The organism is Bradyrhizobium sp. U531 (assembly GCF_051710265.1).
Lineage (GTDB): Bacteria > Pseudomonadota > Alphaproteobacteria > Rhizobiales > Xanthobacteraceae > Bradyrhizobium.
The window spans coordinates 1,195,261-1,219,372 of sequence record NZ_JASVEN010000001.1; the positions used below are offsets into that span (position 1 = coordinate 1,195,261).

At 65.0% G+C, this 24,112-nt stretch carries 32 protein-coding genes; 17 read left to right on the top strand and 15 right to left on the bottom strand.

All coding sequences use genetic code 11. From position 1 onward, the window contains the following. Positions 1–2 precede the first annotated feature (2 nt). Positions 3–260: a hypothetical protein gene (locus QRQ56_RS05925; protein ID WP_438738296.1), complete on the bottom strand. Its 258-nt coding sequence runs from the start codon at positions 258–260 to the stop codon at positions 3–5. A gap of 258 nt (positions 261–518) precedes the next feature. Here QRQ56_RS05925 and coaD point away from each other — a divergent pair, with 258 nt between their 5' ends. The 7 genes from coaD (at position 519) to QRQ56_RS05960 (ending at position 4,420) form a co-directional block, all read left to right on the top strand. After that, complete coding sequence (coaD, locus tag QRQ56_RS05930) at positions 519–1,016, top strand: pantetheine-phosphate adenylyltransferase (RefSeq protein WP_438738298.1); 498 nt, start codon at positions 519–521, stop codon at positions 1,014–1,016. A 35-nt stretch (positions 1,017–1,051) separates the two neighbouring features. Then, positions 1,052–1,615, top strand: coding sequence for a peptidylprolyl isomerase (locus tag QRQ56_RS05935; protein WP_438738301.1), 564 nt, complete (start codon positions 1,052–1,054; stop codon positions 1,613–1,615). A 9-nt stretch (positions 1,616–1,624) separates the two neighbouring features. Beyond that, positions 1,625–2,053 (top strand): hypothetical protein, encoded by a 429-nt coding sequence (locus QRQ56_RS05940; RefSeq protein ID WP_438738304.1) that lies wholly within the window; start codon positions 1,625–1,627, stop codon positions 2,051–2,053. Beyond that, entirely contained in the window at positions 2,050–2,514 is a 465-nt protein-coding gene (locus tag QRQ56_RS05945; RefSeq protein WP_008131015.1) for a peptidylprolyl isomerase, read from the top strand. The genes QRQ56_RS05940 and QRQ56_RS05945 overlap by 4 nt, the downstream gene beginning before the upstream one ends. A 139-nt stretch (positions 2,515–2,653) precedes the next feature. Continuing rightward, positions 2,654–3,727: a tRNA preQ1(34) S-adenosylmethionine ribosyltransferase-isomerase QueA gene (gene queA, locus QRQ56_RS05950; protein ID WP_438738306.1), complete on the top strand. Its 1,074-nt coding sequence runs from the start codon at positions 2,654–2,656 to the stop codon at positions 3,725–3,727. Positions 3,728–3,782: 55 nt separating this feature from the next. Further along, positions 3,783–4,025, top strand: coding sequence for a type II toxin-antitoxin system VapB family antitoxin (locus tag QRQ56_RS05955; protein ID WP_438738308.1), 243 nt, complete (start codon positions 3,783–3,785; stop codon positions 4,023–4,025). After that, positions 4,025–4,420, top strand: a complete 396-nt coding sequence (locus QRQ56_RS05960) for a type II toxin-antitoxin system VapC family toxin (protein ID WP_438738310.1) — start codon at positions 4,025–4,027, stop codon at positions 4,418–4,420. Before QRQ56_RS05955 ends, QRQ56_RS05960 begins: the two co-directional genes overlap by 1 nt. A 127-nt stretch (positions 4,421–4,547) precedes the next feature. Here the strand turns inward: QRQ56_RS05960 and QRQ56_RS05965 are convergent, their stop codons facing one another. The 4 genes from QRQ56_RS05965 to QRQ56_RS05980 all read right to left on the bottom strand — a co-directional run bounded on the left by QRQ56_RS05965 (position 4,548) and on the right by QRQ56_RS05980 (position 8,726). Further along, positions 4,548–5,585, bottom strand: coding sequence for an aspartate-semialdehyde dehydrogenase (locus tag QRQ56_RS05965; protein WP_438738311.1), 1,038 nt, complete (start codon positions 5,583–5,585; stop codon positions 4,548–4,550). Positions 5,586–5,819: 234 nt separating this feature from the next. Then, positions 5,820–6,425, bottom strand: a complete 606-nt coding sequence (locus QRQ56_RS05970; RefSeq protein WP_438738313.1) for a PepSY domain-containing protein — start codon at positions 6,423–6,425, stop codon at positions 5,820–5,822. 240 nt (positions 6,426–6,665) lie between these two features. Then, positions 6,666–7,409 carry a TetR/AcrR family transcriptional regulator gene (locus tag QRQ56_RS05975; protein WP_438740085.1) on the bottom strand — a complete coding sequence of 248 codons (744 nt, stop codon included), beginning with the start codon at positions 7,407–7,409 and terminating at the stop codon, positions 6,666–6,668. Positions 7,410–7,544: 135 nt separating this feature from the next. Beyond that, positions 7,545–8,726 (bottom strand): patatin-like phospholipase family protein, encoded by a 1,182-nt coding sequence (locus QRQ56_RS05980; protein WP_438738314.1) that lies wholly within the window; start codon positions 8,724–8,726, stop codon positions 7,545–7,547. 217 nt (positions 8,727–8,943) lie between these two features. Here QRQ56_RS05980 and tgt point away from each other — a divergent pair, with 217 nt between their 5' ends. Next, positions 8,944–10,089 carry a tRNA guanosine(34) transglycosylase Tgt gene (tgt, locus tag QRQ56_RS05985; protein ID WP_438738316.1) on the top strand — a complete coding sequence of 382 codons (1,146 nt, stop codon included), beginning with the start codon at positions 8,944–8,946 and terminating at the stop codon, positions 10,087–10,089. Between the two features lie 10 nt (positions 10,090–10,099). Here the strand turns inward: tgt and QRQ56_RS05990 are convergent, their stop codons facing one another. After that, a complete protein-coding gene (locus tag QRQ56_RS05990; protein ID WP_438738318.1) occupies positions 10,100–10,318 on the bottom strand; it encodes a hypothetical protein in 219 nt (72 codons plus the stop codon). Between the two features lie 222 nt (positions 10,319–10,540). Between QRQ56_RS05990 and cysK the strand changes: the two genes are divergently transcribed. After that, positions 10,541–11,518: a cysteine synthase A gene (cysK, locus tag QRQ56_RS05995; RefSeq protein ID WP_438738320.1), complete on the top strand. Its 978-nt coding sequence runs from the start codon at positions 10,541–10,543 to the stop codon at positions 11,516–11,518. A 3-nt stretch (positions 11,519–11,521) separates the two neighbouring features. After that, a complete protein-coding gene (locus tag QRQ56_RS06000) occupies positions 11,522–11,761 on the top strand; it encodes a BrnA antitoxin family protein (RefSeq protein ID WP_438738322.1) in 240 nt (79 codons plus the stop codon). Positions 11,762–12,000: 239 nt separating this feature from the next. On the opposite strand, the gene QRQ56_RS06005 is transcribed toward QRQ56_RS06000, so the two are convergent. After that, complete coding sequence (locus QRQ56_RS06005) at positions 12,001–13,431, bottom strand: caspase family protein (RefSeq protein ID WP_438738324.1); 1,431 nt, start codon at positions 13,429–13,431, stop codon at positions 12,001–12,003. Positions 13,432–13,632: 201 nt separating this feature from the next. Further along, positions 13,633–14,508, bottom strand: coding sequence for a DMT family transporter (locus QRQ56_RS06010; RefSeq protein WP_438738326.1), 876 nt, complete (start codon positions 14,506–14,508; stop codon positions 13,633–13,635). Positions 14,509–14,661: 153 nt separating this feature from the next. On the opposite strand from QRQ56_RS06010, the gene QRQ56_RS06015 reads away from it, so the two are divergent. Beyond that, a complete protein-coding gene (locus QRQ56_RS06015; protein WP_438738328.1) occupies positions 14,662–15,060 on the top strand; it encodes a RidA family protein in 399 nt (132 codons plus the stop codon). 52 nt (positions 15,061–15,112) lie between these two features. Here the strand turns inward: QRQ56_RS06015 and QRQ56_RS06020 are convergent, their stop codons facing one another. From QRQ56_RS06020 to QRQ56_RS06030, 3 genes are all read right to left on the bottom strand, one after another. Continuing rightward, entirely contained in the window at positions 15,113–15,658 is a 546-nt protein-coding gene (locus QRQ56_RS06020; RefSeq protein ID WP_438738330.1) for a hypothetical protein, read from the bottom strand. Further along, complete coding sequence (locus tag QRQ56_RS06025; RefSeq protein ID WP_084251750.1) at positions 15,603–15,953, bottom strand: hypothetical protein; 351 nt, start codon at positions 15,951–15,953, stop codon at positions 15,603–15,605. The genes QRQ56_RS06020 and QRQ56_RS06025 overlap by 56 nt, the downstream gene beginning before the upstream one ends. Positions 15,954–16,124: 171 nt before the next feature. After that, positions 16,125–16,712 carry a formyltransferase family protein gene (locus tag QRQ56_RS06030; protein ID WP_438738332.1) on the bottom strand — a complete coding sequence of 196 codons (588 nt, stop codon included), beginning with the start codon at positions 16,710–16,712 and terminating at the stop codon, positions 16,125–16,127. 195 nt (positions 16,713–16,907) lie between these two features. Here QRQ56_RS06030 and QRQ56_RS06035 point away from each other — a divergent pair, with 195 nt between their 5' ends. The 3 genes from QRQ56_RS06035 to QRQ56_RS06045 all read left to right on the top strand — a co-directional run bounded on the left by QRQ56_RS06035 (position 16,908) and on the right by QRQ56_RS06045 (position 18,320). Further along, positions 16,908–17,192, top strand: coding sequence for a hypothetical protein (locus tag QRQ56_RS06035; protein WP_438738334.1), 285 nt, complete (start codon positions 16,908–16,910; stop codon positions 17,190–17,192). Positions 17,193–17,530: 338 nt separating this feature from the next. Continuing rightward, positions 17,531–17,749 (top strand): hypothetical protein, encoded by a 219-nt coding sequence (locus QRQ56_RS06040; protein WP_438738336.1) that lies wholly within the window; start codon positions 17,531–17,533, stop codon positions 17,747–17,749. Positions 17,750–17,960: 211 nt separating this feature from the next. Next, complete coding sequence (locus QRQ56_RS06045; protein ID WP_438738338.1) at positions 17,961–18,320, top strand: hypothetical protein; 360 nt, start codon at positions 17,961–17,963, stop codon at positions 18,318–18,320. Positions 18,321–18,348: 28 nt separating this feature from the next. Here QRQ56_RS06045 and QRQ56_RS06050 read toward each other — a convergent pair whose 3' ends face one another. From QRQ56_RS06050 to QRQ56_RS06060, 3 genes are all read right to left on the bottom strand, one after another. After that, positions 18,349–18,651 carry a hypothetical protein gene (locus tag QRQ56_RS06050; protein ID WP_438738340.1) on the bottom strand — a complete coding sequence of 101 codons (303 nt, stop codon included), beginning with the start codon at positions 18,649–18,651 and terminating at the stop codon, positions 18,349–18,351. A gap of 91 nt (positions 18,652–18,742) precedes the next feature. Then, positions 18,743–20,791 carry an acetoacetate--CoA ligase gene (locus QRQ56_RS06055; RefSeq protein WP_438738341.1) on the bottom strand — a complete coding sequence of 683 codons (2,049 nt, stop codon included), beginning with the start codon at positions 20,789–20,791 and terminating at the stop codon, positions 18,743–18,745. A gap of 107 nt (positions 20,792–20,898) precedes the next feature. Beyond that, positions 20,899–21,126: a hypothetical protein gene (locus tag QRQ56_RS06060; protein ID WP_438738342.1), complete on the bottom strand. Its 228-nt coding sequence runs from the start codon at positions 21,124–21,126 to the stop codon at positions 20,899–20,901. Between the two features lie 259 nt (positions 21,127–21,385). Here QRQ56_RS06060 and QRQ56_RS06065 point away from each other — a divergent pair, with 259 nt between their 5' ends. Beyond that, positions 21,386–22,105, top strand: a complete 720-nt coding sequence (locus tag QRQ56_RS06065; protein ID WP_438738344.1) for an outer membrane protein — start codon at positions 21,386–21,388, stop codon at positions 22,103–22,105. A 33-nt stretch (positions 22,106–22,138) separates the two neighbouring features. On the opposite strand, the gene QRQ56_RS06070 is transcribed toward QRQ56_RS06065, so the two are convergent. Next, positions 22,139–22,360 carry a hypothetical protein gene (locus QRQ56_RS06070; RefSeq protein WP_438738346.1) on the bottom strand — a complete coding sequence of 74 codons (222 nt, stop codon included), beginning with the start codon at positions 22,358–22,360 and terminating at the stop codon, positions 22,139–22,141. A gap of 141 nt (positions 22,361–22,501) precedes the next feature. Here QRQ56_RS06070 and QRQ56_RS06075 point away from each other — a divergent pair, with 141 nt between their 5' ends. Both QRQ56_RS06075 and QRQ56_RS06080 read left to right on the top strand, forming a co-directional pair. Further along, a complete protein-coding gene (locus tag QRQ56_RS06075; RefSeq protein ID WP_438738348.1) occupies positions 22,502–23,587 on the top strand; it encodes an AI-2E family transporter in 1,086 nt (361 codons plus the stop codon). Between the two features lie 131 nt (positions 23,588–23,718). Next, on the top strand, positions 23,719–24,111 hold the full coding sequence (locus QRQ56_RS06080; RefSeq protein WP_438738349.1) for an NUDIX hydrolase: 393 nt from the start codon (positions 23,719–23,721) through the stop codon (positions 24,109–24,111). The last annotated feature ends 1 nt before the right edge of the window (position 24,112 follow it).

Consider the following 24,112-nt stretch of genomic DNA (forward strand, 5'->3'; position numbering starts at 1 on the left):
GGCTACGGGGTGCGGTTCGCCGTCACGAGGCGGGCCTCGCGGACATCGGCCTTGGTGCCGGCCTTGCGCAGGCACGAGGCCTCGAAGTTCGGCCAGGCCTGCTGCGAGCAGTCCTTGCCGATGGAGCGGATGTCGAGCCGGTCGCTCTTCGCGAGCGGCTGCGGAACGCTTGCCTCGACGGACGGGGCAAAGCCGGGCAGCAGGGTAAGGGCTGCGGCAACACATGCAGAGAGTGCGATCGCTGAAAGAGCCTTGATCATTGACAGTCCCCTGTGATGCGGCCGCCTACGCCCAGTGTGCGGCCCGTCATTCGTTGGCCGGATTAGTAACCATGGCCAGTTTCCGGACGTCTTCGCCGATACGGGAAATGGTTTCGTGTCGGCGCCCCATTGTTTCGTGGGCACCCTCAGGACGAAACAAACCGGCCTGCGCCGACGGGCTAACGGGATATTTTGCCGGCTGCCGCCGGGGAACCGGCCCGGCTTGCCGGGCCGCGTCGGGCGCGGTAGGAGGGGGCCATGCCGCGTATCGCCTTTTATCCCGGTTCCTTCGATCCCATCACCAACGGCCATCTGGACGTGGTCCGGCATAGCGTTCCGCTGTGCGACAGGCTGGTGGTCGCCATCGGGGTCCACCCCGGCAAGAAGCCGCTGTTCTCGACCGAGGAGCGGCTCAAGATGCTCCACGACGTCTGCGACCCGGTCGCGGCACAGGCCGGCTGCGTCCTGGAAGCGGTGACCTTCGACGATCTCGCGGTCACCGCGGCGCGCAAGCACGGCGCCACGATCATGATTCGAGGCCTGCGCGACGGCACCGATCTCGATTACGAGATGCAGCTCGCCGGCATGAACGGGACCATGGCCCCCGAGGTGCACACTGTTTTCCTGCCGGCCTCTCCCGCTGTCCGCCCGATCACCGCCACTTTGGTGCGCCAGATCGCGGGCATGGGCGGGGACGTCTCGGCCTTCGTCCCGCCGCTCGTCGCCAGCCAGCTCAAGGCAAAATTCGCCGGATAACGGCGCACGCTTTCTCTCATCTGACCGGAGTTGTCATGATCCGAATTTTCGCAGTCCTTGCCGCGCTTCTGTTCGCGGTGCCGGCCGTGGCGCAGCAATTGCCCGCCAACCTCGACAAGGCCAACGCCATCGTCATCGACAGCACCAAGGGCCGCATCGTCATCAAGCTGCGGACCGACATCGCGCCCCAGCATGCCGAGCGCATCAAGCAGCTCGCGCGCGAGGGCTACTACAACAACGTGCCGTTCCATCGGGTCATGGACGGCTTCATGGCCCAGACCGGCGACGGCCAGAATTTCAACGGCACCGGCGGATCGAAATATCCGAACCTGAAGCAGGAATTCTCCAAGGTGCATTTTGCGCGCGGCATCGTCGGCATGGCCCGGCGCGGCGACAGCGTCGACAGCGCCAACTCGCAGTTCTTCATCATGTTCGCCGACGGCGGCAGCCTCGACAACCAGTACACCGTGGTCGGCGAGGTCGTGCAGGGCATGGACGTCGTCGACAAGCTGAAGAAGGCTCCGGCTGGCTCTCCCGGCGGCGCGGTGACCGATCCCGACAAGATGGTGAAGGTGCAGGTCGCCTCCGACATCAAATAGGATGGGTCCATGGCGCGCTGCGGTGACAAGCTCCTGCTGGTTGCCGCACTGCTGCTGCTGCTCGGTGCCTCGGGCGCGGTTGCCGAGGACGGGCAGGTCAACACCATCCAGGACGTGTTCCGGCACCTGCGCACCTGCTGGAAACCGCCGCCGCCTGCCAAGGCCCGCCCACTCGACATCACCGTCGTCGTGAGCTTTAACCGCTCCGGCGACATTCTGGGCCATCCGAGGATCTCCTATGAATCCCCCGAGGCCTCCGACAATGACCGGCTGCAATACCGGATCGCGGTGATGGAGGCGTTGCAACGCTGCACGCCAATGCCATTTACCGATGCAATGGCGGGCGCTGCCGCGGGACGTCCCTTCGCGATCCAGTTCCGTAATCGCAGAACTTCACCTGATAAGACTTCACCTCCAACGCAAGAGAGACGAGCATGAGCGCCACCGAAAACACCCTGATCCTCGAGACCACCCAGGGCCCCGTCACCATCGAGATGCGCCCCGACCTCGCGCCCGGCCATGTGGCGCGCATCAAGGAACTGGTCCGCGAGGGCTTCTACGACGGCATCGTGTTCCATCGCGTGATCGAGGGCTTCATGGCTCAGACCGGCTGCCCGCAGGGCACCGGCACCGGCGGCTCGGGCAAGAAGCTGAAGGCCGAGTTCAACAAGGAGCCGCATGTGCGCGGCACGACCTCGATGGCACGCGCCGCCAGCCCGGATTCCGGCGACAGCCAGTTCTTCATCTGCTTCGACGACGCCCGCTTCCTCGACAACCAGTACACGGTGTGGGGCAAGGTCACCGAGGGCATGGAGAACGTCGACAAGATCAAGCGCGGCGAGCCGGTGCAGAACCCAGACAAGATCGTCAAGGCGCGGATGGCCGCGGACGCGGAATAAGCGGCTTTGCCGGTGTCATGCCCCGCGCAGGCGGGGCATCCAGTAATCACCGGCGGTGGTTACAACCAAGATCGTGAGTACAGGATCGCCCGCCCCAGTGCGCAATTGCGCACAAGGCGGGCGATGACAAGTTCTGGGTATGCGCACCGATCTCTTCGATTTCGATCTACCCGCCGAGCGCATTGCGTTGCGCCCGGCGAACCCGCGCGATTCCGCGAAGATGCTGGTCGTGGAGAACGGTGCGCTGCGCGATCAGACCATCGCCGATCTGCCGCAATGGCTGAAGGCGGGCGACCAGCTCGTCGTCAACGACACCAAGGTGATCGCGGCGCAGCTCAAGGGCCGCCGCATTGGCCGCGAGACCGAGCCGAAGATCGAGGCGACGCTGATCAAGCGGCTCGACGGCTCGCGCTGGCAGGCGCTGGTGAAGCCGGCGAAGAAGCTCGTCGCCGGCGACCGCATCCGCTTCGGCAATGAAGGCAAGGTCTGCCTGCTCGGCCATCTCGATGCCGAGGTTGAAGCTAAGGGCCTCGAGGGCGAGGTGACGCTGTCGTTCTCGTTCCACGGCCCGGCGCTGGATCAGGCCATCGCCGATCTCGGTAGCCCGCCGCTGCCGCCCTACATCGCCTCCAAGCGCACGCCCGACGACCAGGACCTCGCCGACTACCAGACCATGTTTGCGGCCAACGAAGGCGCGGTCGCCGCGCCCACCGCGGGACTGCATTTCACGCCGGCCCTGGAGCAGGCGCTGCGCGTGCGCGGCGTCGGCATCGTCAGGGTCACGCTGCATGTCGGGGCAGGGACGTTCCTGCCGGTGAAGGTGGACGACACCGACGGCCACAAGATGCACGCCGAGTGGGGCACGATCTCGGCCGAGACGGCGGAGCGTCTCAACAGTGCGCGAAACAACGGCGGCCGCATCATCGCCGTCGGCACCACGTCATTGCGCCTGCTCGAGAGCGCCGCGCGCGAGGACGGCACGATCCAGCCCTTCGCGGCCGAGACCTCGATCTTCATCACGCCCGGCTACCGCTTCCGCGCGGTCGATATTCTGATGACGAATTTCCATCTGCCGAAGTCGACGCTGTTCATGCTGGTGTCGGCCTTCTCGGGGCTGGAGACGATGCAGGCCGCCTACGCGCACGCGATCGCGAGCGGATACCGGTTCTATTCGTATGGCGATGCGTGTTTGCTGTTCAGGACGCGGGAGTGACCTCCGGGCAGCTTCCTGCTACAATGCCGCGTCATTTGCGTAGATCGAGTGGCCGATGAACATCCGTTCCACGAAAGTTGATGAACTTGCCCAGCGCCTCGCCCGCCTGACGGGGGAAGATATCGAGACGGCGCTGGAGCGTGCCATCGAGGAGCGCTTGTCGCGCGTCCTCCCGCCGGTGGAAGATAGAAAAGCCGCTCTGACGACGTTCTTCGAACGAACCGCTGCCTTGCCTGTTCTAGATTCCCGCCCTGCCGACGAAATCGTTGGCTACGACCGTTTCGGGCTGCCGTCCTGATGGTGCTGGATACGTCTGCGATCGTTGCGACCGTAACCAACGAGCCGGACGGGCAACGCTATCGGACCGCCATGCTGGAGGCCGACAGCTTGTCGATGTCGGCAGTCGCCGTGCTTGAAACCAAGATCGTTCTTGCTTCTCGTTTCGGCGCGTCGGCAGTCGAATTCTTTGGCGAGTTGCTGGCGACGGCCGGCATCGCTGTCGTGCCGTTCGACGCAGACATGGCGAAAGACGCGTTCGAGGCATTTCGGCGCTTCGGCAAGGGCGGGGGCCATCCTGCGCAGTTGAATATCGTCGATTGCGCGGTCTACGCCTTGGCGAAGGCGCGCTCAGAGCCGCTTCTTTTCAAGGGAGCTGATTTTGCCAAGACGGATGTTATGCAGGCGTTGACCTGACTGCGGTCAGCCGTCGTAGGGTGGGTGGGTAAAGCGAAGCGTGCCCACGCCTTTCTTGAATGCGGAGAAGAATGGTGGGCACGGCGCTTGCGCGCCTTTGCCCACCCTACGCACTACGCACCTTCCGCTACGCCATCACCCGCTGCGGCAGGAGCTCGGCGATCTGCACCGCGTTCAGCGCTGCGCCCTTGAGCAGCTGATCGGCCGCCACGAACATCGAGATCGAATGCCCGCTGGCGTCGCTGAGGTCCTTGCGGATGCGGCCGACGAGGACGTCGTCCTGGCCCGAGGCGTCGATCGGCATCGGGAAGTAGTTCTTGGCGCGATCGTCGACGACCTTCACGCCGGGCGCCTGGGCCATGATGGCACGGACCTGGTCCTCATTGATCGGCTTCTCGCATTCGAAGGTGATGGCTTCGCAGTGCGCGCGCAGCACCGGCACGCGGACGCAAGTGACGCCGATCGCGATCTGCTCGTCCTCGAAGATCTTGCGGGTCTCCTTGATGACCTTGGTCTCTTCGTCGTTGTAGCCGGTCTCGGGATCGATAGCGGTGTTGTGGTTGAAGAGGTTGAAGGCGTAGGGGTGCGGCATCACCTTGGGCGTATAGACCTGCCCGTTGAGATTGGCGCGGGTGGATTCGACCAGCTCCTCCATCGCCGCGGCGCCGGCGCCCGAGGCCGCCTGATAGGTCGAGATGATGACGCGCTTGATGCGGTTCTTCTGGTGGATCGGCCACAGCGGCACCAGCGCGGTGATCGCGGCGCAGTTCGGATTGGCGATGATGCCCTTGTGATCCCGGATGCGGTTGGCGTTGATCTCGGGGATCACCAGCGGCACGTTCGGATCCATGCGGAAGGCCGAGGAATTGTCGACGACGACGGCGCCCGACTTGACCGCGATCGGCGCGAACTTCTTCGAAATGCTGCCGCCGGCGGAGAACAGGGCGATGTCGACGCCCTCGAAGGAGCGCTCGGTCAGCTCCTCGATCACGACATCCTTGCCGCGGAACGAGACCGTCTTGCCGGCGGAGCGGGCGCTGGCGAGCGCCTTGAGCTTGCCGACGCGGAAGCCGCGCTTGTCCATGGTGGCGATGAATTCGGCGCCCACCGCACCGGTGACGCCGACAATCGCGACGACGGGATCGTTACTCACTTTGTCCTCCATTGAGTTTGCGATTTAGACAACAAAAAAGCCCCGGACCATCGAGGGCGGGGCTTCGGTAGAGATGATGCGTTTAAGTCGACGACCTACGCGCGCACGCCTCCCCGGGCCCCTGGGGCCGTGGTGGTTTTGGTCGTGCGTTTGGTGGTCGTGAACATGGCGGCGACTTATGCGGGAGAGTCTGGAAGTCGTCAATGGGGTTTCGGCTCCGGCCAATGCCGGAGGCGAAGCCTGCCGCTATTTCGTTTTGGCGCCCGGCGGCTCCAGGATGACTTCCTTGAGGTCGTCTCCGCTGATGACGACGATCGCAAAATTGAGCCGGCCGCGGTCGCGCACCAGGCCGCCGCTGATCGCCTTGCCCGAGGCTGCGCGTTCGGCAACGCGGACGGCGTCGGCGAGGCGGTGCCTGATCGCACCGAGCGCTGCGAGGTTGTCGCGGTCCTCGTGGTCGAGTTCGGCGAGGGGCAGGGCCGCTTCGCCGCCGACGATCTCGCCTGTCGCCGCGTTGATGGTGTGGCGCCAGATCCGGTCGTTGTGCAGGGTCTTCACCCGGTACACCGGCACCCCCGCGGCGCCGTCGAAACTCACATCCGCCGTGGTGGCGCCGGCGTGCCGGCCTTCGGCAATCGCCATGGCCTGGCTGATCGAGATCGACGAGCTGCGGAAGCGCTCGATTTCGCGGCTGACGGTCTGGCGATCGACCGCCGCATCACCATCTGTTTCGCCGTGCAGGGCGGTCGGCGTGCTGTCCGTGGTCACGATCGCACGCGCGGGCGCAGCAAGGAGCAGCGCGGGCAGGGCTAGCGCCAGCAGTCCTGAGGTCCATCGTTTGGCTGTCGTCATGCTCGAAACCCTCGGCCAGCGAGTGTGCCGGATGATCGTAAAGAATTCGCGGCCGGCCTTGGGCATCGGCCGGCCGCGGAGCGCCGCACCGGACTGTACCCGGCAACGGCGATCTCAGCGATACGGTCCACTTTGGGGCTGGTGAAAAAGCAGCCCGTATCGCTTATAACTAAACCATACCGTATCGTTTTATTTCGGTCAATGCGGCCGACTGCGTTCCCGGCCGGCCTCACAAAATTGTCAGCGGGACGGACGGCGGCGTTGCGTGGCCCTGGTGTCCTGGACGCGGTCGGCCGGTCCGAGCGCGCCGGCCAGAAACAGCTTGATGGCGGCGCGCATGCGCTTTTCCGCGGCCTTCATCTCTAGCGCCGTTCCGAACGTCGCCAGGCGGTGGGTGTGGCCGACGACGACGTCGAGAAATACCTCCGCGGCGATCGTGGTGTCGTCGAGATCGAGGGCTCCCTGCGCCACCAGATGGTCGAAGAAGCGCGCCGTGGTGGCGACGGCTTTTAACCAGCCTTCCTCCTTGCCGAGCTTGGCGATGTCGGGGAAGTTGATGGCCTGCGACGTCATCATGCGGCTGAAGGCGACGGCATCCGGTCCGCAGGTGAAGGTCAGCATCTCGCGCCCGATCTCGATCAGCCGCTGCTCGACCGAGATGTCGGAGGCGCTGCTCAGCTGCGTCTCGGCGGCAGCCGACAGCGGGGCAAGCCAGCGCTCGATCTCGCGCCTGAGCACGGCGGCAAACAGGCCGCGCTTGTCGCCATAGCGGGAATAGACGGTGGGCTTGCTGACCCGCGCCGCTTCCGCAACCGCGTCGAGGGAGGTGGCATCGAAGCCGCGATCCAGGAACAGGCGGGTGGCGACCTCGATGAGCCGCTGGTCACGCTCGAGCGCAGCAGTCTTCGTCGGCCGGCCGCCGCGCGATTTCTGCACCTCGCGCCGTGGCGCTGCCGATTTTGTCTTGGTCGCAGTCAATCCCATGCCCAACGAGCCCTGCGCGTTTCTGACAGTCGTCATTCGCTCTATATCGCGCAGGAGCCGGTGCGTCATCGCGAATCTGGCCGAACTGGCCTTATCGTCAACGGTTTCGGCAGGGCCACGTTCCTCTGCCAGGCCTCACGGCACCGTCGTGCTCCAGGCCTGTCCGGACGCGGCCTTGTCGAACCCGTACTGATAGAGCGCGCGCATATAGGTGGTGTCGAACCCTTCCGACGGGGGCGCCGGATAGTCGCGCGCGATGTAGGAGAGATGAAAGCCGAGCCGGTTTCGCTTGGCGAAATCGTAGGTCGAGTAAATGATCGACCGCGTCTGCGATTGCGTGATCGCCGACAGGCTGCGCGAGGCGACGTCGATGGTGCCGTTGGAGACGAGCTCGAAATTGCGCTCGATCTTCTTGTTGACGAGAATGTAGATGTCCATCTTCGCGCTGCCCGGCAGCCGGCTGCCCTGGAACAGCAGGGCTTCCGGCAGCGTCAGCACCGGCGCGGTCACGCCGCCGTCGACATGCATCTCCTGAAACTTGCGGCCCTCGCCCTCGGCGTCGATCATGATCGGCGGAAACACCAGGGGAATGCTGGCGGACGCCGCCATCACGTCGCGAAACAGCTTGAGTGCCTCGGGCGTGCCGACGGCGGCGATCTTGCCCATGTCCCAGATCGCGGTGCGCTGGGTGTCGAGATCGGTCGTGACGATCAGCAGCTTTCGTCCCTTGGCGTTCTCGCGCGCGACCTGTGCCATGATCTCGGGCCCGACATAGCGGGCGACGAGCTCGCGCAGCCGCGTGTTGCCGAACAGGCCGGATCCGAACAGCACGCGCATGATGCTGGGATCGTTGAGCAGGCTTTCCGCGATGCCGCTGGTGTAGACCTCCTTCAACGTGTCGTCATATTGCGGGCCGAGAAACGCGAACGGCGCGATCAGGCCGCCGGTGCTGACGCCCGAGACGACGGAGAAGGCGGGGCGGGTTCTCGCCGCGGTCCAGCCGTTGAGGACGCCGACGCCGTAGGCGCCATCGGCGCCGCCGCCGGACAGCGCCAGATAGGATTTGGTCGCGGTGCTGGTGTCCTTCTCGAAGGTGAATTTGGTGACGGGGTCGTCCGCGTAGCGCCGAAGGCCATCGATCGCGAGGACGCGCGATGTGCGGGCCTCGGCGGCGGTGTAGGGCGTGCGGGGCAGGGACGTGCAGGCGCCGAGCGCCAGGCTGCAGGTCAGGACCAGAATTCCGCTCAGCCGGCGTGCTGGTCTGATCCAGCGCAGCAAACGGCCGAAGACGTCAGTCGAACTCGAAGGCAGGGGCATTGTCGGTGGCTGGCGATCACGCGTTTACCGCCGCCGGCAAACCTCGCCGCGGCATCTCGTCCAGCCCCCGGGATAAAACTACACGGTATCGTTTTGTTTAACAAGGCCGGTGGCGCGAATATCCGCCGCGATTGTGTCCCAGTCTGAGGCACACGCCGGCTTGCGGCAGGGAGAGAGCGGGTTGATCGGCCTCTTCCAACACGCAATAAGCACCGCCATGAATCCCGACAATGACCTTCCCAATCACTTTGAGTTGCTCGCCACCGATGGCGCCGCGCGCACGGGCCGCCTGACCACGCCGCATGGCGTGGTGCGGACGCCGGCCTTCATGCCGGTCGGCACGGCGGGCGCGATGAAAGGCATGCATTGGCGCGAGGTGCGCGATGCCGGGGCCGACATCGTGCTCGGCAACACCTATCATTTGATGCTGCGCCCGACCGCCGAACGGATCGCAGCGCTCGGCGGCCTGCAGAAATTCACCGGCTGGAACGGACCGATGCTGACGGATTCCGGCGGCTTCCAGGTGATGTCGCTGTCGGACCTGCGCAAGGTCACCGAGAACGCCGTCACCTTTCGCTCGCATATCGACGGCGCCAAGGTCGAGCTGTCGCCGGAGCGCTCGATCGAGGTGCAGCGCCTGCTCGGCTCCGACATCGCGATGCAGATGGATGAGTGCGTGCGGCTGCCGGCCGAGCGGGCCGATATCGAGCGCGCGATGCAATTGTCGCTGCGCTGGGCCGAGCGCTCGAAGCGCGCCTTCGAGAGCGCGCCCGCGGGCTACATGCTGTTCGGCATCGTGCAGGGCGGCGACGTTCCGCAGCTTCGTCATGCGAGCGCGCAGGGTCTGGTCACGACCGGTTTCCATGGCTACGCCATCGGCGGCCTTGCCGTCGGCGAGCCGCAAGCGGTGATGCTGGCGATGATCGACGAGACCGCGCCGCTGCTGCCGAAAGAGCGGCCGCGCTATCTGATGGGCGTCGGCACGCCCGACGACATCCTGGAAGCCGTGAAGCGCGGCATCGACATGTTCGATTGCGTGATGCCGACCCGCAATGGCCGCCATGGCGTCGCCTTCACGCGCTTCGGCCAGGTGAACCTGCGCAACGCACGTCACGCCGACGATCCCCGTCCGCTGGATGAGGAGAGCGCATGGCCGTCGACGCGCAATTGCGCGCGCGCCTACCTGCATCATCTCGTCAAGGCAGGCGAGACGCTGGGAGCCATGCTGCTGTCCGAAATCAATATCGCTTACTACCAGTTCCTGATGCAGGGCATCAGGGACGCGATCGCATGCGGAACGTTCGAGGAATTCTATCAGCGCACGCGCGAGGACTGGGCGAGGGGCGATATCGCCCCGCGCTGAAGCGATGAGGCTAGTTGCACACGAAGTGCTGCTTCACGGCGTGCTTGGTGACGAACCCATAGCCGCAATTGTCGCAGGTCCAGAGGTAGCTGATCACGTGGTCCGAGACGTAGGCGGAAGCTTCGGCGGCGACCATGGAGTCGGCGCAGACGGGACAGGTGGGCAACTCGCTGCAACGCGGATCGCGGTTCGGCGCGACGGATGACAACACTTCAGCAACTGCTGACATCGTGGTGACCTCCCTGCTTTGAGACATAAGTCTAACATAAGCAGAAGCTGTTGACGAGGTCGCAACACAAATGCGTTGGTTTTCTGATGTTTGCCGCTCACGCGATTTTGCGATGCAGCGTATTTAACATGTGCCGCATTGTCGCTTGCGTGTCGCCGCAAGCTGTCTGTAACTGCACAATGTCGCGATAGAAGTGCAGATTGTCGCCACAGGGAGTTCATCATGGACGCATCGTCCACCACGGGTGCAGCGCACCAAGCCGGCCGCGGCCGTATCTATGACTCGATCGTCGAGGCCTTCGGCAACACGCCGATCGTGCGCTTGCGCCGGCTGCCCGGCATGCACGGCGTGAACGCGACGATTTTGGCAAAACTTGAATATTTCAATCCTGCCGCCAGCGTGAAGGATCGTATCGGCGCGGCGATGATCGTCGCGATGGAGAAGGCCGGCATCGTCAAGCCCGACACCGTGCTGATCGAGCCGACCTCCGGTAATACCGGCATCGCGCTCGCTTTCGTGGCGGCCTCGCGCGGTTACCGGCTCAAGCTGGTGATGCCGGAATCGATGTCGATCGAGCGGCGCAAGATGCTGGCCTTTCTCGGCGCCGAGCTGGTGCTGACGCCCGCGGCGCAAGGCATGAAGGGCGCGATCGCCGCCGCCGAGGAGCTGTTGAAGACGACGCCGAACTCGGTGATGCCGCAGCAGTTCAAGAACCTCGCCAATCCCGAGGTGCACCGCCGCACCACCGCGGAGGAGATCTGGAACGACACCGGCGGCAACATCGACTTCTTCGTCGCCGGCGTCGGCACCGGCGGCACGATCACCGGCGTTGGCCAAGTGCTGAAGCCGCGCAAACCATCCCTGCGCGTGGTCGCGATCGAGCCGGAGGAGAGCCCGGTGCTGTCCGGCGGCCAGCATACGCCGCACAAGATCCAGGGCATCGGCGCCGGCTTCGTGCCCGACATTCTCGACCGCTCGGTGATCGACGAGATCGTCAAGATCAACTCGACGACGGCGATCGAGACCTCGCGCGCGCTGGCGCGGCACGAAGGTATTCCGGGCGGCATCTCCTCGGGCGCGGCGATCGCGGCCGCGCTCGAGATCGGCAAACGGCCGGAAGCTGCCGGCAAGACCATCCTGGCGATCGTGCCGTCCTTCTCCGAGCGGTATCTTTCGACAGCCCTGTTTGAGGGAATCTAGGACATGGCTGATCAACCGAGGCGGCCGCGCACGCTCGGCGATGCCAGGACCGAAGCCGAGGCGGCGTTCAAGAAGGTGACGGCCAAGGTCGCCGCCGCGCCGGTCAAGCAAAACGTGGCGCCTGGTATCAAGGAGCAGGTCACGCTCCGCATTGACCAGGATGTGCTGGAGTTCTTCCAGGAGGGCGGCCCCGGCTGGCAGGACCGCATCAACGAGGCGCTGCGGAAAGCGGCGGGTAAGTAGGCTCCGACCTTGCGCGTCGGATCCGCTGTGTCTCTCCTCGGACTGTGACACCCGCGTGGCACACGTCTCTATCCGCGTCATTGCGAGGAGCTCTTGCGACGAAGCAATCCAGAATCCCGCCGCGGAGGGATTCCGGATTGCTTCGCTGCGCTCGCAATGACGGAGTATGAGGCGGCGACGCTGCAAAATAAAAAAAGCCCGGCGCGAGCCGGGCTTTTGTGTTGTCAGTCTCGCTCGGCTCAGCGGCGGAACATGCCGCCCATCATGCCGCCGACGACGCCGCCCACGAAGGCCGCACCGGCAGCATCGCCGGGGTTGCTGCGATGTTGCGGAGCCGGCGCGGGCGCGCTGCCCTGGGGAGCGCTGGCGGAACGGCGGGCCGCCTTCTGGCTGGTATCGCTCGCCGTCGCCGGGGCAGCGACGACTTCCGAGATCAGGGCCTTGTGCTGGAACTTGTTGAGGTAGCCCGATGAGGGATAGCCGCGCGCAGCCTGCCAGCGCTTGATCACCACACGGGTGTCGTCGCTGAACACGCCGGTCTGCTTGGTGTCGAAGCCGAGGCCGGTGAGGCGACGCTGCACATCGCGGCGCTGGGTCTTGTCGAGGCCGATCTGGTCCTCGGTGACCTGGGTGGCCTCGTCGGTGAAGGTCGCGGGGTCGACGCCGGCGTTGAGCGTGCGGGTCGCGGTCGAGGGGCCGCTCTTGATCGCCGCAAGTCGTGCCAGCGCCAGCGCCTTGAACTGACCGCTCGGATAGGCGGTGAGGTAGGCGTTGAGTTCTTCCGGCTTGTTGGATTCTTTCACCGAGCGCCAATATTCGAGCTCGACGCCGTCAGAGCTGCCGGCCGCCGCCGGCACGATGCCGGACGCGGTCGGGGCGGCGTTGGCGACCTGGGTGGTCGGAGCCTGGTTGAGATAGACCGAGCCGGTGAGGTTGGTGTGGCCCCAGGGCAGCTGTCCCTTGCGGGTCTCTTCGTTGACCTGGGCGCGCACCGACGTCATCGCCTGCTGGATCTCGATGCCGGGCTTGGTGATGTTGTCGATCAGCGCGCGGGTGAACGGGCTGTTGTTGCCCTCCTGGCCGTCGAGCGCGGTCTGGCCGGGGCCGGTGGCGAACGCGATCAGCGTACCTTCGCCGGACTTCATCTCGGCAAGACCGCTCTGCACGTTGACGCTGCGGGTCGCCGAGTTCGACTTGATCTTGGCGGCGAACGGATTGTCGCGGCAGGCGTCGAGGAAGACGAGCTTGACCTTGGCATCGCCCATGGTCTGGTCGAGCGTCAGGTCGATGTTGATGGCCGCGCCCAGCTTGACGTCCATCTCCGACTTGATGTCGGCGTCGACGGGCAGCAGGTAATTGGTGCCGCCGACGGCGATGCCGTGGCCGGCATAATAGAACAGCGCGATGTCGGAGCCCTGTGCCTTGCGGCCGAAGTCGAGCAGTTTCTCCGTCATCTGGTCGCGGCTGAGATTGGATCCTTCGATCACCTCGAAGCCGACATTGCGCAGCGTGGACGCCATCGCCTTGGCGTCGATCGGCGGGTTCGGCAGTTGCGCGACGTTCTTGTAGGAGCCGTTGCCGACGACGAAGGCGACGCGGCGATCAGCTTTCGCGGCATTGACCGACAGCGCCATGCACATCAGCGATGCGAGGAGGGTGAGATAGCGCATTCTGAAATCCCCAGAATCGAATTGCAGGCAGCAACGAACTGGCAACGAACCTACACGAAGTGCCCGACGTCGTGCCACCGAAACGGCAGTCCGTAGCGTTCAACCCGCTGCTGTGTGGCCGAATGTGCACGGTGGACTCATCTTCCAACGTGATCCAAATCACACGGCCACTTCGTTTTGTCGCGCAAGGCGGGGGAAGGTTCACCGCGCGCGGGCGGGAACCGTCGAGGCCGGCTTCAAATTCAGGAGATTGCCGCACAGGATCAGCACCGCGCCCAGCACGGTCCAGGTGTCGAGCCGCTCGGAATAGAGCAGCCAGCCGGCGGTCGCGGTCAGGGGAACCCGCAGGAAGTCCATGGGAACCACGATCGTCGCGTCGGCGTAGCGAAGCGCGCTGGCAAGGCAATAGTGCGAGAAAGTGCCGCAGACCCCGATCACGAACAACCATCCCCAGAGATAGGTCGACGGCCAGGTCCAGACCACCAGCGTCGGCAGCAGGCCCACGACCATCTGCACCACGATCATCCAGAACAGGATCGACAGCGCGCTCTCGGTCCGGGTCAGCGACTTCGCAAGGATCATGGAGATGCTGAAGCCGATCGCGGCCCCGAGCGCGATCAACTGGCCTGGATTGATCTCGCTGGTGGCGGGCCGCACGATCATGACGACGCCAAAGACGCCGAGCACGACGGCGGCGATCTTCCAGATCGTCATGCGCTCCGACAGGAACGTTGCAGCCAGCAGCGCCGTCCAGATCGGCATGGTGAACTCGATCGCGACGACCTGACCGATCCCGATCAGCGTCAGTGCGTAGAACCAGCCGAGCTGTGCGAAGTAATGCACGCCGTTGCGTGCGAGATGCTGGGGCAGGCGCTTGGTCGCAACCGCCGCGAAACCGCCGGCACGGTAGATGAGCGGCAACAGCAGCGTGAAGCCGATCACCGAGCGCACTTCCATGATCTGGAAAACGTTGAGCTCGCGTGTGGTCTCGCGCCCGGCAACCGCCATCACCAGCATCAGCGCCAGCCAGCCGGCCATCCACAATGCAGCCATCGTTTTGGACGGTGTCGCGCTCATCGGGCAGGGTGCATATGCTGGGGACGGAAAGCGGAAAAGGACGGCCGGTATCGGCGACATCACCGCCATTTGCAACGGCCAAATCTGCGGATGCAGCGATGCAGGAGGGCGTGCTAGCTTCGCTGAACAACAAGAACAGGGAGATCTTCGCTCATGCAAATCCTGCAGCCGGCCGAATGGAAGAAACCGCGCGGCTTTTCCCACGGCGTCGTGGTGGACGGACCCGGGCGCTGGGTGGTGCTGGCCGGCCAGACCGGCGGCGATGAGGCTGGCAATTACGCGCCCGACATGGCAGCGCAGGTCGCGACCGCCCTGAAGCGGATCATCAAGCTTCTCGGAGAGGCCGGCGCCGGTCCCGAGCACATCGTTCGCTTGACCTGGTACCTGACCAGCCGCAGCGAGTATGAAGCCGCAGGTGCCGGCATTGGCGCTGCCTGGAAGGAAACGCTTGGGCGCAACTTCCCGCCGTCGACGCTGCTCTACATCGGCGGCCTGGTGGACGAGCGCGCCAAGGTCGAGATCGAGGTCACCGCGTTCGTGCCGGGCGCATAAAAAAAATCGATCCGGCGAGGCCGCCGGATCGATTCTCGGATCGTCTGCCGTCTTACTTCGACAGCGAGATATTGGCGCCGCGGAACTGGCTGTCCGCGCGCATGGTGACGGTCTGCTTGTTGCCTGACGTCTTCAGCGAGATGTTGGCGTTGAAGCCGGCGGTGGAGGCCACCAGCTCGTAACTGCCGCCACCGCCGCGGCCCTGGAGCGAGCCGGAGATGTTGCGGCTGGCCTCGGACCAGCTGCCGGCAATGGCGCTGCCCTCGGACTTGACGCTGGCGGCGAGGTTGAACTTGTAGGCGTCGCTGGCACAGGTCAGCGACATCTCCATGGTCGGCCCGATCGGGGCGTACTTGGCCCGGCAGCGGATCCGCTCGGTCGAACCGTCGTCCAGCATGACGGTGCCGCCGCCGCTCCAGCTGCCCGCGAGCGGGGCGAATGGGCCCGACTGGGCCTTGCTGTCGGTGTTGGCAATCCCTGCCGCAAACAAAACGGCGGCCGCAATCAGCAGCCGCCGGTTCCGGGCGCGAGCCTCAAATGCTTTATTGGCGCGATGCTTCCCACCGCCCGCTGCACGGTATGCCTGCAGATGCTCCATTCCACTTCCCCGATCCGGCGTTGCCGCTGAGTTGACCGTTAGCATATGCACCATTGATCGAAACTTTCACAAGTCCCCCGCTACCGATGGTGCCGGAAACGTTGGCGCCGGGCGCAGTGATCTTGCCGTCGGCAACCGTCAGAAGGGAGCTCGCGGTCGGTTCGCAGGAGCCGCTCTTGGTCACGATGGTGACCTGCCAATTGCCGTCATAAGGCGTCTGGGCGAAGGCGGAGGCGGCGAGGGTGCCGGTGAAAACTGAGGCGGCACAGAACACCGCGATGCGAGCAAAACGCATAAATCCGTCCTTGAATGTGTCTGATATGCTGTCGCTTATCTGGACCAAATGTGACGGAAATTTGTTGCGATGCCAAATCGAAAATTGTTCCAGTCGAAACAATGGTTTATTTGCATTTCCGGCGGCAATTTTCGATGCGGAATCAATGCCCCCTCGCGTTAAGGGTAAACGTCAGGAGAGACTCGGGGCAGCCGTCGCGAATTGCTCGTCCTGAGTCTTGGCCGGCAGCGCCTTGTGGACGTTGGCGTAGTCGATCACGTCGGCGAGCAGCTTGAGGCCGAGAGGGGCCAGCGCCCGCTCCCAGAGCTCACGTGCCGTCTCGCCTTTCCTGACGAAGCACCAATCCTGCGCGGCGATGGCGCCGGCGTCCATGCGGTCGGCGAGGTGGTAGATCGTGCCACCGGCGATTGGATCGCCTTCCTTGATGGTCCACTCCACGGCGGCCTTGCCGCGATGGCGCGGCAGCAGCGAGGGGTGATAGCCGATGCCGCCGAGCTTGGCGGCGGCGATCGCATCCTTGCCGATCCGGGCGTGACTGTGCGCCGTGATGATCAGGTCGGTATCGGGCGCGATCTCGGAGGCCACCACGAGCTTCGGATTGGCCTGGACCACGACCTCGATGCCGGCGGCCTTGGCCGTCGCGGCGAGGCGATCTTCGGCGTCGGCCACCACGACCCTGACGATCGAGACGCCGTGCTCCCGGAGCATGTTCAGGGTGGTCACGCCGAAATGGCGGGAGCCGACGAGGGTAATGCGCATGGGTGTCCGATCCGGTCTCGCAACTGCGTCATCCCCCGATAACACGTCCGGACGCCCTGTCACCACCCGCCCGGCGTTTACAGGGGTTATCAACAATGCGCGGCGGCACTGGCGGAAGGTGAACGCCGCGATTGCGCAGGCGGCCGTTCCGGTGCTTCCATGGCAGGCCTGTTGCACCTGTTCGGGAGCGAGCTCATGCGTGGCGCATGGTTTTTCCTTCTCGCGGCATTGCTCTTGGCTGTTCCCGCTCATGCGGGCGGGCCATATCCCGCGGTGCCGCCCGAGACCGGGATCGCGCCATTCGTGGGGCCGACCTGGGACAGCTACCGCTGCGCGCGCGGGCCGGTGCTCAATTTCTATCATCGCGCCTATTACGGCGAGGAGCCGCCGGCGCTCTATCGTGGCTACGCCTACCGGCCGTATTACCGCTACAGCGCCTATCGCAGATTGCCGCGCACTTACTTCTGCGTCACCGATTAGCGTTGCCGCGCGGCCACGGTGAGGTGGCAAGCGGCCGATAAGTCGGTTCCTATGTTTCGTTTTTAACAGAGATGGACTGGAGCGGCTGATAAGAACGCGCCTACCGGGGCTGGCGACATTTCAATCCGCATCCGTTTTTAACCCGGCTTGGGCCGCTGGCGTCGTCGTCAGCGGCCTTTTCAATGCCCGCACATCGAGAAATCATCGAATGGTAACGCGATCTCAACCCGCCCGGCGTATCGACGAATCTGTCGCGGATTTGTATTGCGTACCGCGACACCGAAAATATCCCGCCGGCGTGGGTGCGCCGTGCGGGTCTTTTCGTCGGGACAATTTTCATGCCGCGCGCCATTGAGCAGATCGTCGACAGCTATGTGCGGCTGAAGAACCGGCGCGGCCTCGACGAGCTGATGATGCACAGGCAGCGCCTCGCGGTCGATCTGAAGAGCAAGTCCGGCTACGATTTCAGCCTCCCGATCGGCCAGATCGACGAGGAGATCGCGATCATCGAGGCGGGCCTCAACCGCCTCAAGACGGAGAATTCCACGCCGATCTAGGGGCTTCGCGCATCGGGTACGACGCATCGTCGCAGTCCGGGGGCCGGTTCATGCATGGTTCAGGCCCGCGATGTCTCAATCTCAGCATCGTTTCGTGGGACATGAATCCTGCTAGGTTTTGTCCCCGTGATTTGGAGAATACGTCATGATCGCTCTTGCGCTGGCTGGCCTGCTCGCGTTCGCTACCGTGCCCGCGGCATCGCCGGAGCCCATGGTAGAACAGGTTCAGTTCAGGGCTGCTCCCGGCGGACGCTGCCCGGACGGCTATGATTTCAACCACTCGAACGGCCGCTGCTATCCCAACGACTATCATGCGCCGGGTGTCTACACGCGCGATCCCGGCCCGCACGAGTACTACGGACGACGCGGCGGCCTGTGCCCGCACGGTTACGACTACAATTACGCGAACGGCAGCTGCTATCCGAACGGGGCGCACGCGCCCGGCGCCTACGGACAGCCCGAATATTCCGGACGACGCGGCGGCCTCTGCCCGGACGGCTTCGCGTACAATTACGCAGACGGTCAGTGCTACCGCAACGGCAGGCAGCCTCCCGGCTTGTACGGCCGTTAATTGAGCGTGACGCCAAGGCGGGGCGCGCTCAGTCGCGCCGGCCGCCGTCGATCACCGTGAACAGCGGTCGCGCCGGGGTCGGCTCGACCAGCAGTTCCTCCACCAGCGCGGTGGCTGCATCGACATATTTGCGTGTGGGCTTGTCGAGTTCGCGTCTGGCCTCGTCGTCGAGCGCGACCTTTGCGGCCTCGACCAGCTTGCGCATCCGCACGGCATGGTCGTCGCCCGCGGTCAGCGTCGCGCGCGCCAGCGAGCGCAGCACGAACATCTCGCCTTCGAGGCGGAGCAGGCGGTCATTAAGCCTGGTGAGGACGGCGTTGAGGTCGGCCATGTCTGCTGTTCGGCGCCAAGGATCCATCCTGATCTAGCGGCGATCGGTGAACGGAATGCAAACGGCATCGATGCAATTGGGGCGATCCCCGTCATGCCGCGGTCCGCGCCAGATAGTCGCGCGCGAAGGCAAGATACCAGTCGAGGCAGGCGGGGTTGGCCATTGCCTCCTTGTTGATGACCTTCTCGACGGGCTGGCCGAGCAGGAGCTTCTTGACCGGCAGCTCCTGCTTCTTGCCGGACAGCGTGCGAGGGATCTCGGCGACCGCGAAGATCTCGTTCGGCAGGAAGCGGCGTGATAGGCCGGCCTCGATCGCCTTGTTGATCTTCGCTTGCATCGCAGCGTCGAGCGCGATGCCGTCACGCAGCACCACGAACAGCGGCATGTAGCTGTCGCGGCCGAGATATTCGAGATCGACCACGAGGCTGTCGAGTACCTCCGGCAGCGCCTCGATCGCGGAATAGAGTTCGCTCGTGCCCATGCGCAGGCCGTGACGGTTGATGGTGGCGTCGCTGCGGCCATAGATGATGCAGGATCCGTCCGGGTTGACCTTGAGCCAGTCGCCGTGCCGCCACACCGGGCCGCGGCCGCTGCCGTCGAAATTGTCGGGATAGGTCTCGAAATAGCTGGCGCGATAGCGCGCGCCGTCCTTGTCGTTCCAGAAATACAGCGGCATCGACGGCATCGGCTCGGTGCAGACGAGCTCGCCGACCTCGTCCGTGACGGCGCGGCCCTGTTCGTTGTAGGCCTCCACGGCAGCACCGAGCGAGCGGCATTGCATCGCGCCCGGCGTCTGCGGCAGCTCGCGATTGCCGCCGATGAAGGCGCCGGCGAAATCGGTGCCGCCGGAGATGTTGGCCCACCAGACGTCCGCCTGTGCCTTGCTGCCGTTGGTCTTCGACAGCGCCGCGAAGCGCGCGTTGAACCAGCCTTGCGTGTCGGCGCTGAGCGGGGAGCCAGTCGAGCCAAGACAGCGCAGCAGCGACAGATCGCCGGCGGCCGCAAGATCGATCTCGGCCTTGGCGCAATTGGCGAAGAATGCCGCGCCCGCGCCGAAGAAGGTCGCCTTCGACCGCGCGACGAAGCGCCATAGCGTGGTCCAGTCCGGCTTGTCCCTGGTGCCGCCGGGGCTGCCGTCGAAGATGCAGCAGGTGGTGCCGTTGAGCAGGCCGCCGACCTGGCTGTTCCACATGATCCAGCCGGTCGACGAGTACCAGTGATAGCGCTCGCCGAACGAGTTCTCGTGATAGGAGCAGCCGATGTCGTTGTGCAGCCCGAGCAGAGCCAGCACCACGATGACGATGCCGCCATGGCCGTGCACGATCGGCTTCGGCAGCCCGGTGGTGCCGCTGGAATAGACGATCCAGAGCGGATGATCGAACGGCAGCCACATCGGCTCGAACGCGTCGATCGCAGCACCAGTCCTGGCCGTGATCTCCGAGAGCAGGGCATCGGGCGCGGCGGCCGCGCCGGCCTCGCTGTGCAGGATGACATGCTCGACGCTCGGCAGCGATCGCCGCAGCTCGGCAAGGACGTCCTTGCGATCGTGCCGCCGGCCGGCATAGGTGACGGCATCGCAGGCGATCAGCACTTTCGGTTCGATCTGCTTGAAGCGGTCGATCACGGCGGGCGCGGCCATGTCGGGTGCGCAGACGCTCCAGACCGCGCCGATGCTGACGCTTGCGAGAAACGCGACGATGGTCTCGGGGATGTTGGGCAGGTACGCCGCGACGCGGTCGCCGGGCCTGATGCCTTTTTCCTTCAGATGCAACGCCAGCGCGGCGGCCTTGCGCCGCAGCTCCGGCCAGCTCGTCTCCGTGATGCTGCCATCCTCGCCGCCAGAGACGATCGCGGGCAGGCCGGCAGCATCGGCCGCTTCGACATGCCGGAACACCTGCCGGGCATAGTTGACCTGCGCGCCCGGAAACCAGACCGCGCCGGGCATCTTGCGCTCGGTGAGCACGGCCTCGAACGGCGTCGGCGATTGCAGATCGTAATAGTCCCAGATGCTGCGCCAGAAACCGTCGAGATCGCGCACCGACCATTGCCGCATCGCCTCGTAGTCGGCAAAGGACAGCCCGCGCTGCTCGGCGAGCCAGTTGCGGTACAGGGCGATCTGGGGAACGAAGGGCGCGGTCATTTGCTATCGGCTTCAGTTGCGGGGCCCGGAAATCTAGCCGGTGCCGCAGCGAAGCAGAAGCCGCAGTTGACGCAGGCCGCAATGACGAAAGGCGCCCTTGTTCCGGCCTACCAGCCGGCGCCGGCCCAGCGCCGTCCGAACACCGGCGGCTTGGTCTTCACCGCCTGCCAGCCGAAGAAGTGGTGCTTGCCGGACCAGGCGTGCACGACGCCGCTGCAGATGGTGCATTTGAAGGAGCCGGCATGCGCTTCGCTGTGCTCCTCCCTGGTCGCGGTGTAATTCATGCTGCAGCCGGTGCAGGTGAATTCTTCGATTGTCCAGATGCTGTTGGCCATTACACGCAATGTTTGTTGGGACCTCGCTTCAGGGTAGGGGCGGGCCTTTGCAGCGGCGTAAACCGATCGGCCGAAATCCGGTTAATCGCCGTTAGTCAAAAAGGGCCGAACGCCCCGGATATTGCAGGATTTTCCCGGTCCGCGCAGCGCCGGTCAGTCCAAACCGTGCCGCCGGCAGGTCCAAGCGCGCACTTGATGAGGCAGCTAGATTTTACGCCGGTCGCCTCGGTCGGGAGGCGCGTCAAAGGGGGATGAGACCATGGGGATGAAGCTCGTCGTGACGGCTGCGCTGCTGTCGCTGGCAGCGCCGGCATTCGCCGCCGATATCATCGCGCCTGCGCCGGTGAAGGCGGGTGTGCCGGCGCCGGTCTTCACCTGGACCGGTTTCTATATCGGTGCGCATGGCGGCGGCGCCTGGAGCAAATGGACCGGCATCGATCCGACCGATCCGACCTCGACCTGGAGCTCGGTCACGGCCAGCGGCGGGGTGGTCGGTGGCCAGATCGGCGGCAACTACCAGATCAGCAATTTCGTGATCGGCCTCGAGGGCACCGGCGCCTGGTCGAGCGTCACGCTGAACGCCGGAGGACCGTTCGGCGGCGGCGCCGGCTTCAACCTGTCGCTCAAGAACGACTACATTGCCACGGTCGCCGGACGCTTCGGTGTCGCATTCGACCGCGTGCTGCTTTACGCCAAGGGCGGCGCGGCCTTCACCCGTGACAAATACAGCGCCAACAACGGCCTTGCCGGCGCGCTTGCCGGCTCCGCCTCGGGCGCCTTCAATCGCACAGGCTGGCTCGCCGGCGGCGGCGTCGAATGGATGTTCATGCCGAACTGGTCGGCGAGGGCCGAGTACAATTACACGGGCTTTGGCGCGATCACCGAACAGCCGGTGACGACCGGCAATCTGGCCGTGACGCCGGCCAACGTGAAGCTGAACATCCAGACGGGAACGATCGGCGTGAATTATCACTTCTAGCCGCGGGCCCCGCTAGCGAGGCTGTTCACCAGATCAGTTCTCGCGCCCGGGGACGCGCATGTCACGGTCGATGCGCATCTGCACGCGCCGGATGGCGAGCAGCGGGAGCCTGCCTTGCACCCGCCCGGCGCGAACCCTGTCGCCGATGGCATAGGCATAGCGCCAATAGCCGGGCGCGGCGTTGTGCTTCAGCGAATAGTGGACGCCGCGGTGAACTCCGGCGTGCGTGTCAGGCTCTTTGGAGCGGCGTCCCATCGTCTCGGAATGCCAAAGGGGGCCGAAGCGTTCCTAACGGCGGGCAGGGAGCTGGCCCTCTCGTCTTGACGGCCGATGCGGGGCTGGCAATAACCTCGGGGTGCCAGCGCCGGAACCCGCGTTCATGCCGCAAGGAAAGCAGTGCCCGTGAAAAGTCTCCGTCAGCTCCTGACGGGAGAGGACATCATCCAGCTCGTGGTCCGGCTCGGCCTGCTCGCCCTGCTGATCATCTGGACCTTCCTGATCATCCGCCCGTTCGTGCCGATCCTGGCCTGGAGCGGCGTGCTCGCGGTTGCGTTCTATCCGACGTTCAGCTGGGTCGCCAAAGTCCTTGGCGGAAGGCCCAGGACCGCAGCGATCATCCTGACGCTGATCACGCTCGGCATCGTCATCGGCCCGGCGACCTGGCTCGGTATCAGCGCCGTGGACGGCGTGCGTGAGCTGGCCCAGCAGCTCGGCACCGGCGATCTGGCGCTGCAATCCGCGCCCGAGCAGCTCAAATCGTGGCCGCTGGTCGGCCCCTGGCTCTACGAGCTCTGGGACCAGGCCTACACCAATATCCGCGCGGTGGTGCGCGAGGTGGCGCCGTATCTTCAGCCGCTGGCGGGGCCGTTGCTTTCGCTCGCGGGCGATGCCGGCGTCGGCACACTGCAATTCCTGGTCTCGGTTTTCGTGGCCGGCTTCCTGTTTCCGCATGGGCCGAGGTTCGTCGCGGCCGGCCGCGGCTTCCTGTTTCGCATCGTGCCCGAGCAGAGCGAGCATTTCCTGTCGCTCGCGGGAGCAACCATCCGCGCCGTGGCGCAGGGCGTGATCGGCGTTGCGATCGTGCAGGCGTTGCTCGCCGGCATCGGCTTCAAGCTCGCCGCCGTGCCAAGCGCAGGCCTGCTCGCCTTCATCGTGCTGCTGCTCTCGATCGTGCAGATCGGCGCCTTCCTCGTGTTGCTGCCGGTGATCATCTGGATCTGGACCGCCAAGGACGTCACCGTCGCGCTGCTCCTCACCGTGTTTCTCGTCGTCGTCGGTTTCATCGACACGATGCTGAAGCCGCTGGTCATGGGACGCGGCCTGACCACGCCGACCATCGTGATCTTCGTCGGCGTGATCGGCGGCACGCTCGCCCACGGCATCGTCGGCCTGTTCATCGGGCCCATCATCCTGTCGGTGGCCTGGGAGATCATGATGGCCTGGATCAGGACCGAGGACCGGGCAGGGGCGACCAAGGGCTGACGCCCTTCCGCGATCCCCGCCGCGGCCGCCAGAGCCGACGGCGCGCAGCCTGTGATCAAGGCGCGCCGCGAACTTGTCTGTTCGACTAGACAAGTTACGATTGGGACGATTCTGTTTCAATGACGGCAGCGATGGCGAAGTCTTCCAAGCTGGTTGCCGCAAAGCGCGGCAAGGTATTGTTGGTCAGGCGTCGGTCGGACGGGCTTTGGATGTTCCCGGGCGGCCGCAAGCGTGCGCGCGAATCCGATAAGGACTGCCTGCGGCGGGAGATCAGGGAGGAACTGCCCAAGCTGAAGCTCGGCAGGATCAGCCTCTGGAAAGAAGTGAAGGCACGGAACAAGCGCTCCGGCCGCAAGATGAGCGACGCGATCTTCATCGCCAAGATGGCCAAGGGCAAGCTGGCGATCGGCGACAAGAAGGAGATCGATCGCGCCGCCTGGCAGAAGCCACGCGGCATCCGCCTGACGCCGACCTCGCGCTACATCCGCGACCGGCTGTTTCCGAGGAAGCAGCCGCGAGGCTGAG